The sequence below is a fragment of the Acinetobacter sp. TW_SC_4 genome (assembly GCF_054861205.1).
On the sequence record NZ_CM142174.1, the window covers coordinates 2,944,727 to 2,962,262 of the forward strand.

Sequence of the window (17,536 nt, forward strand, 5' to 3'; positions counted from 1 at the left end):
ACCCTCATTTTGTTTATTTGCAGCCATAAAAAAGGCATGCGTGATGCATGCCTCGATTGTAACCAATCATGGGCTTATTTAAACAACACCCAAGCGATAATCGCCAAAATAATCAGAACGATCAGTGAAATCAGTCCAATAGATGCATTTTTCTGTGCTTCTTTTTCCTGCTCTACACGAGAAACAGGCTGTTCCACCGGAATTGGGGCTGGTTCTGGCTTAACTGAGCTCAGGTCTACACCCTCAGCAATAGGCGCAGGTTTTGGGATACCTACATTGGTCGGCATACCATCACGGGTCAAGTTGACTGAAGCACCACGCTCTCTCAATTCTGGAATACCCTGATCATTCATCTGCTGGGCAGGGGTTTTCTCAACCGTTTCGATTTCTTCAACCACTTGCTCTGCTGTTTCTTCAACTTCTGGCGCCACTTCAACAGGCGCTACAGGTTCAAAAACCAGAAATTTCAAGCTGGCAAACTGGACTACATCGTCTTGTTTTAATCGCGTTTCCTGCTCAATACGCAAGTCATTCACGAAAGTGCCATTAGATGAGCCTAGATCCTGTACCCACAGTGCATCGTCTTTCAGTAGAAAAGCAGCATGCTTACGCGAGATTTCCGCAGCCTGCAGCACAATATCAGCCGCCTGATGACGCCCCACCAGCATGTCACGGTCAATCGCTATTTCCTGTCCGGTCAAATCGTCGGTAATTGCCTGTATTTTCCAAATCATGAAATCTACTTCTCTATTCTCTTTGACATTATCATAACATGCTGTATGCAAATGCGAATGGTCTAGCTTTTGGGTCTAAGTGTGGTTGTTGTAACGGTATTTCTACTTTTTTCAACCTGCTGGACTGGCTGCTCTACCACTTGTCGCTGAATCCCCGGCTCAATTGCTACCGGTGTAGCCACTACTGAGGCTGACGGCGTTGGCGCACTCGGAACATTCTGGTAGGACGAATTCGTCAGTGGTGTCTTGGAAACTGGAATACGCTGTTGATACACATCTTCAACACTTTCCGGTAGCTTGGCAAAATTACCGTCTGAATCGAGTGCCAATTGCAGGCTATAGAGTTGACCATAACGTTGCTGCGTCAGTTTACGCACTTCATTTCTATCTCCCACAATCGTTGGATGGATAAAGATCAATAAGTTACGTTTCTGATTAGACTTACCTTCTGAGCGAAACAAACGTCCCACCCCTGGAATTGCTCCCAGACCTGGTACTGCCTGGCGTCCATAACTGGTATTGTCCGAAATCAAGCCACCTAATACGATCGTTTGTCCATGTTCTGCCAGAATCGAGGTTTTGATCGCACGTTTGCTAGTGACCAGATCTTGCGCTTGACCCTTATTGGCTTTTACATCTGAAACTTCCTGTTCAACTTCCAGACGTACCGTACCATCTTCACCAATGTGCGGCACGACTTTTAAGGTTACGCCGACATCTTTACGCTCAATGGTGGTATAAGGATTAGCAACACCTGCGGCTCCTGTAGAAACTGAACCTGTCACAAAGGGTACATTTTCACCGACAACGATGTAAGCCTCTTCATTGTCCATGGTCACAATCGACGGTGTAGACAGCAGATTAGACTTGGTGGTTTCTTTTAAGGCCTGAATCATCGCGCCGTATAAACGGCGTGAACCATCACTGCCTTCACGATAATCACCAATCACTAGCGAACTGCCTGCGCCTACGGTACTCGCTGCACCCGTACCACCGCCAGTAAGATAACCCGCTGCAATATTTTTCAGGCTGGTGCCAAAATTATCAAAATTGATCAGACCAATTCCGCTGCTGATATCACCCAGGGCCCATTGCACACCCAACTGATCCGCATCTGTCCCTTCTACTTCAATAATTGCAGCTTCAATCAGAACCTGTTGACGGCGTACATCTAACTGATCAATGGCAGATTCGATTTCACGCATCAGTTGCGGGTCTGCTTTAACCACCAGAGAATTCTGCGTGGCATCCGCAATAATACTGACGCCATTGGCATTAAAGCTGCTAATCCCGCCTTGCTCGGTTTTCATGCCAGTATTGAGCTGAATATTGGATGCGGTTGAGCTGTTTGAGTTAGTAGTACTGTTGTTATTCAGGTTATTAGTCGGATTATATGAAGACGAACTAGAAGAAGAATTATCTAAACCAGTATTGACTGCTTGCCCTGTCACTAATCCCTGCAAAATTTCCGAAAGATTCTTGGCACTGGCATATTTCAAACGGAAGACTTTTAAGCCACCCAGACGGTCTGCTGCAGGCACATCCAGCGTTTCAATAATCTGACGAATGCGCTTGCGTGTCGCCGGATCACCCTTAATCAGAATCCGGTTAGTACGCACATCTGCCATGACCCGCACCCGCGAACCACGCAAATCTTTAGCTGCACCAGTTGCTGCCATAGAGTCAATCAGCTCGATCATTTCTTCGGCCTGGCTGGATTGCAGACTAATGGCTTCAATATCATTCTGACCCGTGCCATCCAGATTACGGATGATGGTTTCCAGCTGATAGATATTGGTCGCCCTGTCCGACACAATCAGTGCATTGGTACCTGGAACAGCAGCCAAATGAGCAAACTGTGGCATCAATGGACGCAGGGCCGGAATCAGGTCATTCGGATTGGTATTTTCCAGCCAGATCACACGTGTGACAATCTGGTCACCAGTCGCACGATGACGTGCATCATAAGGAATCCCGGAGCTTTTGACATTACTATCTGGAACCAATTTGATGGTATTTCCTGAAGGGATGGCCACTACACCATTGACATTCAAGACCCCTAAAAACAGGTCATAAACTTCATTTTTATTCAGTGGCTTGTTGGAAATGACCGTGACATTGCCTCGAACCCGGGGATCTACCGCAAAATTTTTACCGGTAATATCCGCCACTTCATTAATGAATGCGGTTAAGTCTGCATCCCGAAGATTGATTTTCCAGGTTTGCGCATAACTTGCCGTACTGACCATAGCAACCAATGGTGCGGCCACACAGAATGCCCATGCTGATCGATTATTATTAAATAAAGCCATAAACTTTTGTGTTTCCTAACCCTATGCGTGATGACACATCACTTCAAATCCTGTTGTATGGTCATCACCTGATCACCACGTTTTATTTCGAGTTTGACCTGACCTTCACGTCGAGCCTGTTCCAGTAACTGTGCTTCGGTTTGTCCTTGTGACAGGGTCTGACCATTCAAAGACAAAATCCGGTCTCCCGGTCTTAATCCCAAGCGATTACGCAGTGCAGCCGGTGTCCGTGAAGTGACTTCATAACCACCCTCTGCTGCACTTACCCCCATATTCTGTAAATACTGGTCCTTATTTTCCTGCATCTGCTGGATGGCTCGATTGATTTCACTCTGTGGCGAAGGTTGTTCGGGCATATCACTTTCCGTATGTGTCGGAGGCATCGAATTTGAAGATGCTGCTGAGGTATCCGGCACGATTGGCTGGTTTAAACCATTTTCCAACCCTTTAAACAGGATTTCTTGGGTAGCACCGCTTGATTTACGCAAAATCACCCGGTCCCAATACACTTCAGCCAGCGTAAAACCGCTATTCCCTAATACTTCTCCGACCCGATAACGGTCAGACTGGTCATTAATTTTCAAGACTGCTGAAGAGTTATAGCTTGGGCTCGCTACCACAACCCCCTGCAAGACAATATTGGCAGTTTCAGCAGTATTCGTTGCGTAAGTATTTTCCTGAAATAGTGAAAAGGCACTAATGTTCGGCACTTGAGCCTGTTGTGACCCCAGTTCTACCTGATCAATCTGCATCGCTTGTGGTGGAGCCACCAGAAGCCAGAATAAAGCAGCCAATTTCCAGCATAAATACAGAATCAGCAGAAACAGTAAAATTGGAGCGATACGCTCTGTCTGTTTCAAATCAATATTTTTAAAATAATCAAGTGGGCTTGCCATCAGTTGAAGCCCCCCATTAAAGGCTGACGGGTACTAATCACATAAGTATCCAGTCCAGCTTTACCGGTATAAGAAGGGGTATTGAGTAAAAAGCGCTGTGTCAGTTGAATATCCAGCATCAGGCTTGGATCCAGTTTAATACTCAACATACGTTGATCGCGATTGTCGCGCACGTCCAGCAGCAACTGACCATTCTCATCGGATAGCTGACCACTCAGAACTGGCACATTCATACGCTCCTGACGCTGGGCAAACGTGTAAATGAGCTCACCACCGCTCCACTGCATCTGGCCATCTACATGGCTAAAGCCTTGCTCTTTTTTATATTTAAAATCAAGTTCTTTAAACTGAATCGGGTTGGTTGGCCATTGCCAGTCAGCTATCTTCTTTAAAGTTTCAGGTGCAAGTTGTCCCTCAAGATTTTTGACGGTTAAAGTTTTATTCAGACCATAGCCCATCACACCCGAAAACTGGGTATTACCGCTATGCAGATCAATATTCGCCCCTAATCTCAGCAACAACAGGTCCAAAGGACGAACCTGCCAGTTCAGACTTCCCTGAAGATTACCTTTTTTCCAGTCCGCACTTCCCTGCCAGATATTCCCGCTAACATTATGTAAGACCTGATTATTCTTATAAAATTTTGAAATTAACCAAGCTGCAGGAACTTGCAGAATTACAAAGACAAAAAAGGCTAGAATTGCAAATATCAACCATTTTAATGTTTTCGGCTTATTGCTCATCCCGCCACGACCAACCTATCCAATCGAAACCCCTAAATTTATAGTTTTGTCATTTTATAATCACATTATGCACACTTTTTCTCTGACGCCAATTCATAGGCATAAAAAAACCAAGCAGGATGTGCTTGGCTGATCAATCACAGGCCGTTTGTAAATAACCTGATGATGAATAATAAGGCAGAAGGATTAGATTACAAAATCTTCCAGTTTTGCGCCCTTCTCTAATTCAGCAACTAACCAGCGTGGCTGTTTACCGCGACCAGTCCAGGTGTCTTCCGGATTGCTTTTACTGCGATAACGTGGCTCTACAGACTTACGTGCAGTTTTTTTACGTTTAGAAGCACCAAATTCAAGAAGCTGTTCAATCGTTAAGCCTACCTTATCGGCAATCTCCAATACCTGATGATAAGCATCTTCAATTTCCTGATCTTTTTTCAAAGCAATTAAAGACTCAGCTTCTGCTTGTAAACGTTTTAACTCTTCAACTGATAAATTTGTAATGTCTGGCATCATGTTCTCCAATAAATAGCATTATTTCTTTTAATAAATAACGGACCCATCATATTTATATTAAGTGTAATATTCAATATAAAATTTTAAATGTATAACAATAAACTTAAAGGTCATTACAAAATTAATCATTAAATTAGAGATGAAACACTAATATTAAATGGCATGTTGTACAGTTAATTCCAGCGATTTTATTTTTTCTCGAATATTTTCAGGTATTTCAGTTTTCTGCATATTTTTATTTAAACATACAATTACTGCTTCTGAAGTAGCCACGATACTTTGCTGCTGTTCACTCCATAATAAATAATGCATTCTGACTGCACTATTCCGAATTTCATCAATTCGTGCCGCCACTTTTAATTGATCTGGGTAAACTACAGGTTTTAAATAACGGCATTGATTCGAAGCCACCACTGTTAAAATATCTTCATCAAAAATATTTAATTTACCCAAATAAGCCAAACGGGCACTTTCTATATAACGGTAATACGTGGCATTATTAACATGCCCAAACGCATCCATGTCTCCCCATGCAACAGTTTGCGAATAAATCACCGGATATTGTTGTAATTCTGACATTATTTCCTCAAATTCTGATTTCGATAAAATTAACATTCGATTCAAATACGGCATTTAACTGCTGTATTAAATCCTCTCTTCCCTGCAATACAGATTTAATTCTCAAATAGCTCATGCGGATGTCATCTGGATAGAGATCCAGCAATTGCTGAGCTTCTTCTACCCGGCCAGTTGCCTGCAGAATATGCCATTTGGCAAAACTTAATATAGGCAGTGCAGTATATTTTGCACCCCAAACTGAGATCTGCTGCTCAATATCTGCATAATCTGGAAACTGCTTTAATAACTGCTGCTGGAACCATAAATAAAATACATCCTGATTAAATTGGAGTTCCAGTAAATGTTTAGCAAGGCTTTCATGCTCAACACTCATTTCCGGTATTCTAAATAACAGTTTCAACCATAATAGCTTGACTTCATAGTCACGGTTAAATATGTCCTGTTTTAAATCCAGATAACGTTGTTTTAAATATTCTAAATCATCTTCAGTGGCCTGGTCATAAGCTATTAATAATTGCTGCAGCCATATTTTTTTTACTTCTTGGTCTAAATGTCCATATTTGGTTGAACGTAAATATAACCAGGGAAACTGTAAGGCAAATTGCCCCCATAAAGCATTTAAACGCTGCTCATAAGCGGTTTTGACTCGTCTTAACCAAGGGGATAACTCATGCTGATTTAAAAATTCTAAATGCGTTAATGCCTGCTGACCATCCTGCTGCGATAAATAGATTTCAATTCGCTGTAATTCTGCCAGTTCAAATGCCATAGGATTGGACTGATTTAAACTACTCAATGCTTCGCTATATTGTTGCTGTCCCCAAGATAATCGGGCATCAATAATATGCTTGAGCAATCCCGACTGATTAAAAGACTGCTGGATAAAATCCCGTTGATCCTGTGCAGCATTTAATAACCAAACCACAGCTAACTGCTCATAAGGATGCAGGCGTGCAAAGCTGAATACCGTTTCATGTTTACGCCGTTTAAAGCTGAGATAACGTTTGGTCGCATACCACAGCATATGCATCAGGAAGCTGATTGCGATGAGTAGGCCCACCAGAAACCAGAAAGTGGTCTGGATCTGTAGTTCGCGCCAGTACAAATACACATAGCCCGCACCATAACCATAGCTCAGTACACTCAAGATCGCTAAGCCCAACAAACCAACCAGTAAATAAGCAAGTAAAATCTGTTTCATAAGCAATTAACCGATCAGGGTACGCGTATTGAGCTGAGGAGTAGGCGTCTGAGGTGCTGCCTTAATTTGCTCCAGTCGTTGAATCCATTGTTTGCTTTGCACATCTGGAAGTTGAGCCAATACCTCGATCACACTTTTCAGGGCTTGCTGGAAAGCTACCTGTTGTCCTTGTTGCACACTATTTTCTGCAATCAGTAAACGCAGCTGAGCTTCTTTTAAGACCAGATTACGCTGCATTAAGACTGCACTCGGCTTCTCGACTGATTCAATCTGAATCCAGCGCTGCCAGAATGAGCTTTGGGATGTAGCGCGGTGCTGATGCTGCACCTGGATTTCCTTTTCCATCTCAACATCAATCTGTTGCAGTAATTCTTTTAATTTATTCTGTTGTACTAAACGATTGTTGATGAACTGCTTAAGGACTTCTCGATCCTTGTCAATCGCCTGATTCAGGCTACCCAGAAGAGCAGGTGCCAGTTCTAGATGTTCAAGCTGATTGGATAATTGATTCAACTTTTCCATAGCCATTGCATATTGTTGCTGCTGCAAGGCAAACTCAACCAGATCCAGATATTGCTCGACCAAAGGCAGATCATCCTGCAAATCAGCTACAGGAGTATCCTGAACTGTCCCCTTGTTCGGTGTTTCAGGGTTTGCTGCTTGGCTCGTAGCAACCTGACGTTTTAAAGCCACTAGCTGATCATTCAGATTGGTATTCTGCTGTTGCAGCTGCTTAAAATTCTGGGTCAATTCAGTCTGTGCTGAATTCAAACCAAACAGGTCATAGCTCAGCTTGGCAATCCACGCCAAGCTCAAGATGAAAAAAACAATGAATAATTTTTTCATGCGTTTCCTAGTACATCAGTAGCTGCTGCAAAATCGTCGATCCGCTTAAGTCCTCTAACTGAGCGAATTGAAAACCAGCCTGATGTTGCTGTTGATATTCCCCAAGCATGGCAGCCAAACGTGGCCCTAAAACCAAATACAATGCCCGATTGATGAGATGCGGATAAGGCTGCATCAAGGCTAGCCAGTTAAGCCAGCTCGCTTCACTGCTGACCAAGACTGCATAACAAGGATTAGCTTCAAGACTCGTCAAATGTTTAGCTAATATCTTAGAAGCAACTGGCGGACACTGACGATCATATAAAATGAAATTCAATATATGAATTTGCTGATCCTTTAAATGCTGCATCATAAACTGACGCCCACCCTCACCTCGCCAAAAAGCGACGGTTGATCCGGTAGCTAACTGCTGCAGTACAGGCAATTGCAGCATCCCTTCCGAAGTCTCCACATCAGGCACATAACTCTGGATACCGTAGCTTGCTAAAGCCTGCTCGGTAGCTTTACCTACAGCGACCCACTGGATACTTCCAAGATCATGCAATGATAGACCTGCCTGCTGCAAATATTGCATGCCAATCTGGGCAGCGTTCGGACTCACGACGACAATCAGTTTTGCTTGGGGTAGCCGCCTAAACAAACTGGCCAGCTCATCCTTATAAGGCTGCTGTACCAGTTCTAGCAAGGGCAACTCTATCACCGGAATCTGCGCTGTCTGTAGGGCTTGCGTTAAATTTGCAGCACGATCACTCGGACGGGTATTAATGAACAACATTATTTTGAATAAAGGGCTTTCAATAACTCGCCTGCGCCCTGATCTAGCAAAGCTTTGGCCAGCTGCACGCCCAATTGCTCTGCATCTGCCATGTTTCCGCTTTGCTGTGCACGTAGCAAAGTTGCGCCATCTACACTACCGACCCGGCCTTCAATCGAAATGACACCTTCGTTTAAAGTGGCATAGCCTGCGATTGGCACCTGACAGCCACCTTCCAGATAGGCATTAAAGGCACGTTCGGCACGGACACACGCATCAGTTTCTGCATGTAATAGAGGCTGGATTAAATCTAATACCGCTTGATCTCCACTCCGGCATTCCAGGCCCAATGCACCCTGTCCTACTGCGGGTAAACTTACTTCAGGCACAATACTATGACGAATACGATCTGCAAGGCCCAAGCGTTTTAAACCGGCACTGGCTAAAATAATTGCATCATACTGACCTGCATCCAGTTTGGATAAGCGTGTACCGACATTACCGCGTAAATCGATAATCTCAAGGTCCGGACGCTGTTTTAAAATCTGCGTTTTACGGCGCAAGCTCGAAGTTCCGACTTTGGCACCTTGAGGCAATTCGTCGAAACTGGCATAAGTATTTGAGACAAAAGCATCCAGTGGATCTTCACGTTCACAGATAACTGCCAAAGATAAGCCTTCAGGCAAGGCCATCGGGACATCTTTCATTGAATGGACTGCCAGATCGGCACGGCCATCTAGTAAGGCTGCTTCTAATTCTTTTACAAATAAGCCCTTACCGCCAATTTTAGCCAATGGCGTATCAAGAATTTTATCGCCCTGTGTAACAAAAGTGACTAACTCGACCTGAAGTCCAGCATGCAGGTCCTGTAAGCGTGCACGGATATGTTCCGCCTGCCAGAGCGCAAGTGGACTTTGTCGAGTAGCAATTTTTAGGGTCTTCATAAATTTCAATAAACAGTCAATGAGAATAATAGTCTAAACTTAACCTGCTCACTTGAAAATGCAAGCGAATTTATGCATGTTTCAATGCTGTTCCAGACGAACTCATTGATCCGTTTAGAGTTTCTGAATCCGTTCCCGCAAGAATGGCAAATGACGCCGACTGACCGCCAGACGCTCTTCCAGTTCACGACAACGCACCTGATACTGGCCGGAACTTACCACTTCCAAGCCTTCCAGATAGTGAACCGAAACCAGTGCATTACGGTGAATCCTGATGAACTGATGTCCAAACTCCTGTTCCAACTCCTTCAGGGTTTCATCAATCAGGACACTGCCGTTTTTATGGCGTACAGTCACATATTTTTGATCCGCCAGAAAATAATAGATATTTTCAACTGGCACCAATTCGACCCCGCGATAGGTCTTTGCCGCAATTTGATGGCGGCTGATATTGATTTCTTCCATATTTTCTTTTTGTTTTAGTTGGCTCATTTGAGCTTGGGTAAGTTTAATTAAATGCTCTAAAACCTGTGCCAATTCCTGTTGCATCACCGGTTTAAGCAGGTAGCCGTCTGCATTAGACTTGAATGCATCCAGCGCGTGTTGGTCATAGGCCGTACAAAAGACAATAGCCGGCATTGGGTCGAGCTGACGCAAATGCTGCGCACAGGTCAAACCATCCATTTCAGGCATTTGAATATCTAATAAGATGACATCAGGTTCATGCTGATGAGCCAGATCAATTGCTTGACGACCATGTGTAGCTGTTGCAACCACATCATGCCCCAGTTGAGAGACTAAACGTGATAGTCGCTCGACAGCCAAAGGCTCATCGTCACAAATCAGGACGTCCATTTCTCCTCCTTAATCCAGTCAACATTATTCATTTGATTATAAGTTAACTGTGATTTCCTTGATTTATTTTTATTTATAGCGATATTGCACAACCGTGGTAAACACCCCTCCACCGGCGAAAGTCTGAAACGTCATCGTAGGTCCGTAATAAGCTTCCAGACGCTGTCTGACATTTTCAATTGCAATACCATGTCCCTTTTTTAATGTTTTATTATCCTGCGTATAAGGGTTTGTTATGATGATATTAATTTGATTTTGCAAGATTTCAATCAATATGCTTATGGTACTCTTTGTCAAAATTTTTTCAACTCCATGGAAAATACTATTTTCCACTAGGGGTTGTAAAGTCAATAATGGAATTTGGACTTGTGAGTATAAGTCTTTGTTTTCTAATTTCCATTCGACCTGTAAACGCTCTCCCAGACGAATCTGTTCAATCTCCAGATAGCGCTGGCAGAGTTCAATTTCTTCCTGCAATTTGACCAGTTTCAATTCCTGAAAACTGGCCCGAAATAAACGGGACAAATTCAGCAACATTTGTTCGGCTTTGTCCGGGTCGATACTGATCAGGCTGATTACACTATTGAGACTATTAAACAGAAAATGCGGATGAATCCTAGCCTGCATGGCCTGAATCCGTGCATTTAATTCACTGTGCTGCTGCTGCGCCCATTGTTCACGCAAATACAAATAGCGAAAACAGAACATACCTAACAGGATACCAAAACTCAGATGTAGGCCGACCTGTTCCAGTGCGATTGCCAGACTCAGTCCCTGAAAATTCAAATTACTGCCAAAATAAGTCAGTACATTCAGACTGGTCGTAGTTACCAAAACAATCGCCTGCAACAGCAGAAATCCGCAGATTAATGCCAGCTTAATCCCCATGCGCTGAAAATGCTGATGAAAAAGCTCGACCAGCGCTGCAAAACATAACAGTATCCAGTTGATATACAGCATATATTGAAGCAGATCTGCCAGATTGAGCGCTTGCCAGGATTGTGCTTTTGCCAAGGCCAAGACCATGGCCAGCACATTGCCGCCAATAAACATTTCCAGTAAATAGTGCAGCTTGCCAATCTGGCTAAAAAAATAGGAGCTTTGCGCTGATCCAGTCGGAGATGTAAAAGATTGATCGACTTGGACTTCGGCAACGGGCTTTGAATTTGTTATACTCTTTTTCGTTCTACTGCTTTTAATCTGATTGAGCCGACATGACCACATCTTCTAATTCCTCAAATCCATCACAAGCCCAGACTTCGGGTATGTGGGGCGGTCGTTTCTCTGAAGCGACTGATGCTTTTGTTGCTGAATTTACAGCATCTGTTCAATTTGACCAACGTTTTTATAAACAAGACATTGCAGGCTCGATTGCACATGCAACTATGCTGGCAAAAGTTGGCGTACTGACCGAACAGGAACGTGATGACATTATCGAAGGTCTGACTGCCATTAAAGCAGATATTGAAGCAGGTAACTTCGAATGGCGCATTGACCTTGAAGATGTGCATATGAACATTGAGTCGCGCCTGACTCAGCGTATCGGCATTACCGGTAAAAAATTGCATACGGGCCGTAGCCGTAATGACCAGGTTGCCACAGATATCCGCCTGTATGTACGTGATGAAATCGATGCGATCCTGGAATTACTGAAAAAATTGCAAAAAGGCATCCTGGGTCTGGCAGCGAAAAATACCAATACCATCATGCCAGGTTTTACCCATCTGCAAACTGCACAGCCAGTGACTTTTGGTCATCACTTAATGGCTTGGTTTGAAATGCTGGTACGTGACTCTGAGCGTCTGATTGATTGCCGTAAACGTGTTAACCGTATGCCACTCGGTTCTGCTGCTCTGGCAGGTACGACTTACCCAATTGACCGTGCTTATACCGCTGAGCTTCTAGGTTTTGAAGCTGTAGCTGAAAACTCTTTAGATGCCGTTTCTGACCGTGATTTTGGTATCGAATTCAATGCTGCGGCATCTTTAATTATGATGCACCTATCACGTATGTCTGAAGAAATGATCCTGTGGACATCGGCTCAGTTCAAGTTCGTAAATATTCCAGACCGTTTCTGCACTGGTTCTTCGATCATGCCACAGAAGAAAAACCCGGATGTACCTGAACTGATCCGTGGTAAAACCGGCCGTGTATATGGTGATCTGATGAGCCTATTGACCTTAATGAAAGGTCAACCACTTGCTTATAACAAAGATAACCAGGAAGATAAAGAGCCATTATTTGACGCGATTGATACCGTTCGTGGTTCATTGGTGGCATTCGCTGACATGATTCCTGCATTGGTTCCAAATATTGAAATCATGCGTGAAGCTGCACTTCGCGGTTTCTCAACGGCGACTGACCTGGCAGATTATCTGGTAAAAAATGGCGTGGCTTTCCGTGATGCTCATGAAATTGTGGGTAAAGCGGTAGCTCTAGGCGTACAGGAAGGTAAAGATCTGTCTGAACTAACACTTGAGCAACTGCAACAGTTCTCTGATCTGATTCAGGCAGATGTATTTGAAAAAGCCCTGACTTTAGAAGCATCTGTGAATGCACGTAATCACATTGGTGGTACTGCACCTGCACAGGTTGAAGCTGCGATCGAACGTGCGCATGCTCGCCTAGAGAAACTTTACGCTTAATTGCTTTCGCTTTAAATTGGAGTATTGATATGTCTCGACAAGTTTTTTGCCGTAAGTATCAACAAGAAATGGAAGGTTTAGACTTTGCACCATTCCCGGGTGCAAAGGGTCAGGAACTGTTTGATACGATATCTAAACAGGCTTGGCAAGAATGGCTGAAACACCAGACCACGCTGATCAATGAAAAGCGTTTAAACGTGTTTGAACCGGATGCGAAAAAGTTCCTTGAAGAGCAACGCGAGAAGTTCTTTAACAATGATGAATCATTGGAAAAAGCTGAAGGGCTAAAGCCTGAGTAAAAAACAAAGCACTGCTTTTCTTTTTTACGCAAGACAAGGACAAAGTCCGCGTAGGCAAGCATTTAAAAAGAGTCTCTTTTAAGGCTCTTTTTTTATTGGAAAGAGTACTGCTCTAAAAATTACGCAAGACAAGCAGCTATGAGTTCATAGAATAAAAAACTCCTTACATGGAAATTTTTTTATCTAAGCTCAAGCTTTTCTTTTACGTAAATTAAGCGAAAGGTATCACTTCGAATGCCATAAAAAAAGTAACCTATAAAAAGAATTCCCTTTTTAATTTGAAAATTATTTCTTCACCAGAACATGAGTTAAATACCTGGCAAGAGACTCCTCGAGTATTCTTTTTCTATAGATATTCTATTTCTCTTAAAAGCACTCTAAAAACTATTCTAACTTTCATGAAATCGAAAATTATTGAGCTAAAAAACAGGCTTAAAACCTGTCATTTTCCTACCGTGTTTTTTAAATTTAAGCAGCTATTATCTTACTGAAAAGCAATCAGATTTGTATCAAAATAATCAATTGTAAATTCTGTATACATTGCTCTCACAAAACACAACATTCAGCTACAAGAAACCACATGATTTTGTGTAAGGCGCTCCCTATAATGACTAGCAAGAAGATGAGATATCTTTGAATAACTATAATAATAACTGAGAAATACCCCCGATTTCATCCCAGTTCTTCCCCCAAAGGCTGGGTATTTTTTTGCCTGTTATTTTTATATTCTCTATTTTTAGCTATAAAAAAAGCCCCTTTTAAGGAGCTTTTATTGATTAAGGCTGTTTCAGATATGGCCAAGCTGCTTTTAGGTAAATAAACATCGACCATAAGGTCAGTACCACAGCTGTATATAGCAACGCATAAGCCAGCATTTCTAGCGGTGGCCAGTTCAGCAGAAATACTGTAATCGCAATCATCTGAAACGCGGTTTTGTATTTACCCACTGTAGACACCGCCACACTGGTACGCGCACCAAGTTCAGCCATCCATTCACGTAAAGCTGAAACTGTAATTTCCCGTGAAATAATCACAATGGCTGCAAAAGCCATAGAAACTGAAGGTTGCCATTGTACCAATACAATGAGTGCAGCAGCGACCATCAACTTGTCTGCAACCGGATCTAAAAAGCGACCAAAAGCAGACGTCTGATTCAGAGTACGCGCTAGATAACCATCAAACCAGTCAGTGACTGCAGCCACTACAAAAATTGTCGTTAAGATAATATGCCGAGTCACATCAGGACTGGTTTCATTAAATCCCATTGCCGGTGGCCAATATGCGACCAATAAAAAAACCGGAATCAGGATAATACGAGCCAAGGTCAAGATATTTGGAATATTCAGGATACGACCTGTAGTCATAGACACCGCCAATTGTTCCCCTCATGTACGATGAAAATGCACACTTTTTTCGAGGTTTAATCCATCATTAATACGCTTCACTTTATACGAATTGACTTGAAGTGTCACTAGGCAAACACCGTCACTGTCTGTCTGGCCATCGCAATCAGCCGATTTTCTGCATCCCACAGATAGGCATGTTCTGTTGAATAACCATCAGCCGCATGGTCGGTAATCACTTTATATTTAAACCAATCATGTAGCTGATGCTGCACTGGATGCACATAGGTTACAGTCCAGGTCAGGCTGCTCGCCGGGGCCAGTGTCTGAAACATCGGTAACACCCCAGGTGGCCAGATATCAAAAATGGCCATCAGGTCAGCTAACTGAAATTCACGGTCAGAATGTTGATCTGGATGGAAGCGGCACCAGCCTTCAAAATCAGGACGTACACTTGAACTGCACGGCAGATTCAAATCCGCCCATCTGAGTTCAAAATGATCAAAACACTTTGGAAGCTTGAACTGTGCAGGAATCTGGAACAGGATTTCAGGAGGAGCATAATCCGGAGCCTGGATTTCCTGATGTACCTGAATGCTAGAATCGCGCGCTACGCCGAAACTGGCAATCAGAATGCTTTGAACAGCGTCATCCTGCCATAGACGCACTTCGATGGTAGTGACCGATTTGCCTTCACGCAGAATTTCCTCAGTCAGGCGTGCTTTGCCTTCCTGTACCGGGCCAACAAAAGTCACACTGGTACTCAGCAGACGTTTAGCAGGATCATTGATTGTTACCACGGCTTTTTGCATCATGACTGCAGCCGCAAGTCCGCCGTAGATGGTTCTCCCTTGCTCCCAGCCTGTCGGCATTTCAATCCATTCTTGCTGCGCAATTTGTGCGTACAGTGCTTGCAACGACATATCGATCCTTCAACTTTGTCTGATGAACCGATATATTGCTGGAAAAATCTATGAATAGAAATGACCTTTGACTCGAAGGTCAATGTGCATTTTTGCACTTGTAATTGATATAAAACGATTACTCATGCAGAACTTTATAAATCATCCGGGCCATCACAGAACCCAGACCTGGTACGAGTTGCAGGTCTTTTTCTGAAGCTTTAAGCACGCCCTGAATCCCGCCAAAATGGGTCAATAAATCACGACGGCGCTTCGGCCCCAGTCCCGGAATCACCTCCAATACCGATGAGCCACGTTTTTTATCGCGTTTGGCCCGATGCCGGGTAATAGCAAAACGGTGGGCTTCATCACGTACCTGCTGGATTAGATGCAGGGCCTTATGATCTTCTGGAAGCTGAATCTTGCTGCCATCGGTAAAATGCAGAGTTTCCAAACCTGGCTTACGCCCTTCACCTTTAGACACACCAACCATAAAGGCATCCAGTCCAAGTTCCTGCATGACTTCCATCGCCATATGCAACTGCCCTTTACCACCATCAATCAGCAGCAAATCTGGCAGCATGGCTTTTTTATAACGACGGGTTAAGGCCTGACGCATCGCGGCATAGTCATCACCTGCCTGAATATCATTGATAGAAAACTGACGATAATCGCGTTTGCGCGCGCCTCCACTATCAAAGACTACGCAAGAAGCAACCGTATCTTCACCCATGGTATGCGAGATATCGAAACACTCAATCCGATCTACCGGCCGTCCCACCACCTCTTCTAACTGATGGAAACGTTCATTCAATTCAAAGTGATTAGCCAGCTTGCCCTGAATGGCATGCTGCACATTCATCTGTGCCAGTTCCAGCCATTCGGCACGGGTTTCCCGGACTTTGGACTTGATCTGAATCTTCTTATTAAAATGTTGAGAAAGTGCGGCTTCAAGTTCCTTCCGATCTGGCATTTCAATATTCACGATCAGTTCAGATGGAATTTCATCAGCAACCTGAAAATAGAAATTGGCAATAAAATCCGAGAGCATTTGCCCCAGATCATCACTCAGCATATCCGGAAAATAGCCTTTACCGCCGAGCATCTTGCCATTACGCACATGCATGATCTGCACACAAGTCACCCCTGCCTGATAGGCAATCGCCAGAATATCTGCCTCACCTTTGACTTTATAAATCGCTTGCTGGGCCTGTACATCACGCAGTAACGCCATCCGGTCACGATAAAATACCGCTTTTTCAAATTCCAGATTTTCTGCGGCTGCTTCCATCTTGGCAATCAGTTCCTGATTCAGCTCTTTAGTATCGCCTTGCAGGAAGCGAATCGAGTTATTAACATCTTCCTGATAATCCTCAGGTGAAATCAGGCCGACACAAGGGCCGGAACAGCGCTTGATCTGATATTGCAAACAAGGTCGAGTACGATTGGCAAAGAAACCATTCTCACAGGAACGTACATTGAATAATTTTTGCAGAATAACCAAAGTATCGCGAGCATTGTAAGCACTCGGATAAGGTCCAAAAAACTTGCCGACCTGATGTTTGCCCTTGCCGCGACCGCTGGCAATCCGCGGATAAGGCTTGTCTGCAGAAACAAAAATATAGACATAGGATTTGTCATCACGCAGCATGATGTTATACGGCGGACGATGCAGCTTGATCAGGTTTTGCTCTAAGAGTAAAGCTTCAGTTTCTGAACGCACCACCAAAGTTTGAATGTCATAAATCCGTGCCACCAAAGCTTGAGTCTTGGGATGATCAAGGGTTTTGACAAAATAACTGGACACCCGATTTTTCAGGTTTTTGGCTTTTCCCACATATAAGAGTTCGCCATCTTTGCCATACATCCGGTAGACCCCGGGTAAGGTGGTCATATTGGCCAAGATTTTTTCAATATGAGGGCGTGCGTTCTCGTTCACCTAAAACCTATTTTTCACCTGCAATATGCAG

At 43.7% G+C, this 17,536-nt stretch carries 17 protein-coding genes; 2 read left to right on the forward strand and 15 right to left on the reverse strand.

Annotated elements, in window-relative coordinates:
- Positions 1–74 precede the first annotated feature (74 nt).
- The 12 genes from ACWM1W_RS14360 to ACWM1W_RS14415 all read right to left on the reverse strand — a co-directional run bounded on the left by ACWM1W_RS14360 (position 75) and on the right by ACWM1W_RS14415 (position 11,601).
- Positions 75–734, reverse strand: coding sequence for an FHA domain-containing protein (locus ACWM1W_RS14360; RefSeq protein ID WP_005232536.1), 660 nt, complete (start codon positions 732–734; stop codon positions 75–77).
- Between the two features lie 62 nt (positions 735–796).
- The gene (gspD, locus tag ACWM1W_RS14365) at positions 797–3,046 is read right to left on the reverse strand and encodes a type II secretion system secretin GspD (protein WP_005232538.1); all 2,250 of its coding nucleotides are present in this window, start codon (positions 3,044–3,046) and stop codon (positions 797–799) included.
- Positions 3,047–3,084: 38 nt separating this feature from the next.
- On the reverse strand, positions 3,085–3,942 hold the full coding sequence (locus ACWM1W_RS14370; protein ID WP_005232540.1) for a type II secretion system protein N: 858 nt from the start codon (positions 3,940–3,942) through the stop codon (positions 3,085–3,087).
- Entirely contained in the window at positions 3,942–4,685 is a 744-nt protein-coding gene (gene gspN, locus ACWM1W_RS14375) for a type II secretion system protein N (protein ID WP_005232542.1), read from the reverse strand. The genes ACWM1W_RS14370 and gspN overlap by 1 nt, the downstream gene beginning before the upstream one ends.
- A gap of 186 nt (positions 4,686–4,871) precedes the next feature.
- Complete coding sequence (locus ACWM1W_RS14380; protein WP_104426706.1) at positions 4,872–5,198, reverse strand: H-NS histone family protein; 327 nt, start codon at positions 5,196–5,198, stop codon at positions 4,872–4,874.
- A gap of 153 nt (positions 5,199–5,351) precedes the next feature.
- Positions 5,352–5,777, reverse strand: coding sequence for an acyl-CoA thioesterase (locus ACWM1W_RS14385; RefSeq protein ID WP_005232545.1), 426 nt, complete (start codon positions 5,775–5,777; stop codon positions 5,352–5,354).
- 7 nt (positions 5,778–5,784) lie between these two features.
- On the reverse strand, positions 5,785–6,978 hold the full coding sequence (locus ACWM1W_RS14390; protein ID WP_005232547.1) for a hypothetical protein: 1,194 nt from the start codon (positions 6,976–6,978) through the stop codon (positions 5,785–5,787).
- Positions 6,979–6,984: 6 nt separating this feature from the next.
- Positions 6,985–7,824, reverse strand: a complete 840-nt coding sequence (locus ACWM1W_RS14395; protein WP_005232548.1) for a hypothetical protein — start codon at positions 7,822–7,824, stop codon at positions 6,985–6,987.
- A gap of 7 nt (positions 7,825–7,831) precedes the next feature.
- The gene (locus ACWM1W_RS14400; protein ID WP_005232549.1) at positions 7,832–8,599 is read right to left on the reverse strand and encodes a uroporphyrinogen-III synthase; all 768 of its coding nucleotides are present in this window, start codon (positions 8,597–8,599) and stop codon (positions 7,832–7,834) included.
- The gene (hemC, locus tag ACWM1W_RS14405; protein WP_005232550.1) at positions 8,599–9,522 is read right to left on the reverse strand and encodes a hydroxymethylbilane synthase; all 924 of its coding nucleotides are present in this window, start codon (positions 9,520–9,522) and stop codon (positions 8,599–8,601) included. Before hemC ends, ACWM1W_RS14400 begins: the two co-directional genes overlap by 1 nt.
- Positions 9,523–9,636: 114 nt before the next feature.
- Complete coding sequence (locus ACWM1W_RS14410) at positions 9,637–10,377, reverse strand: LytR/AlgR family response regulator transcription factor (RefSeq protein ID WP_005232557.1); 741 nt, start codon at positions 10,375–10,377, stop codon at positions 9,637–9,639.
- Positions 10,378–10,446: 69 nt separating this feature from the next.
- Complete coding sequence (locus ACWM1W_RS14415) at positions 10,447–11,601, reverse strand: sensor histidine kinase (RefSeq protein WP_175966616.1); 1,155 nt, start codon at positions 11,599–11,601, stop codon at positions 10,447–10,449.
- Between ACWM1W_RS14415 and argH the strand changes: the two genes are divergently transcribed.
- Together argH and ACWM1W_RS14425 are read left to right on the forward strand one after the other, a co-directional pair.
- A complete protein-coding gene (gene argH / locus ACWM1W_RS14420) occupies positions 11,592–13,022 on the forward strand; it encodes an argininosuccinate lyase (RefSeq protein WP_051069682.1) in 1,431 nt (476 codons plus the stop codon). The two genes, ACWM1W_RS14415 and argH, sit on opposite strands and share 10 nt — an antisense overlap.
- Positions 13,023–13,051: 29 nt before the next feature.
- Positions 13,052–13,321 carry an oxidative damage protection protein gene (locus ACWM1W_RS14425; RefSeq protein WP_005232563.1) on the forward strand — a complete coding sequence of 90 codons (270 nt, stop codon included), beginning with the start codon at positions 13,052–13,054 and terminating at the stop codon, positions 13,319–13,321.
- A 776-nt stretch (positions 13,322–14,097) separates the two neighbouring features.
- Here ACWM1W_RS14425 and pgsA read toward each other — a convergent pair.
- The 3 genes from pgsA to uvrC all read right to left on the reverse strand — a co-directional run bounded on the left by pgsA (position 14,098) and on the right by uvrC (position 17,505).
- On the reverse strand, positions 14,098–14,685 hold the full coding sequence (gene pgsA / locus ACWM1W_RS14430) for a CDP-diacylglycerol--glycerol-3-phosphate 3-phosphatidyltransferase (RefSeq protein WP_034580359.1): 588 nt from the start codon (positions 14,683–14,685) through the stop codon (positions 14,098–14,100).
- Positions 14,686–14,792: 107 nt separating this feature from the next.
- Positions 14,793–15,587 carry a thioesterase family protein gene (locus ACWM1W_RS14435; protein WP_005232567.1) on the reverse strand — a complete coding sequence of 265 codons (795 nt, stop codon included), beginning with the start codon at positions 15,585–15,587 and terminating at the stop codon, positions 14,793–14,795.
- 118 nt (positions 15,588–15,705) lie between these two features.
- Positions 15,706–17,505, reverse strand: a complete 1,800-nt coding sequence (gene uvrC / locus ACWM1W_RS14440; RefSeq protein ID WP_005232569.1) for an excinuclease ABC subunit UvrC — start codon at positions 17,503–17,505, stop codon at positions 15,706–15,708.
- Positions 17,506–17,536: the final 31 nt, after the last annotated feature.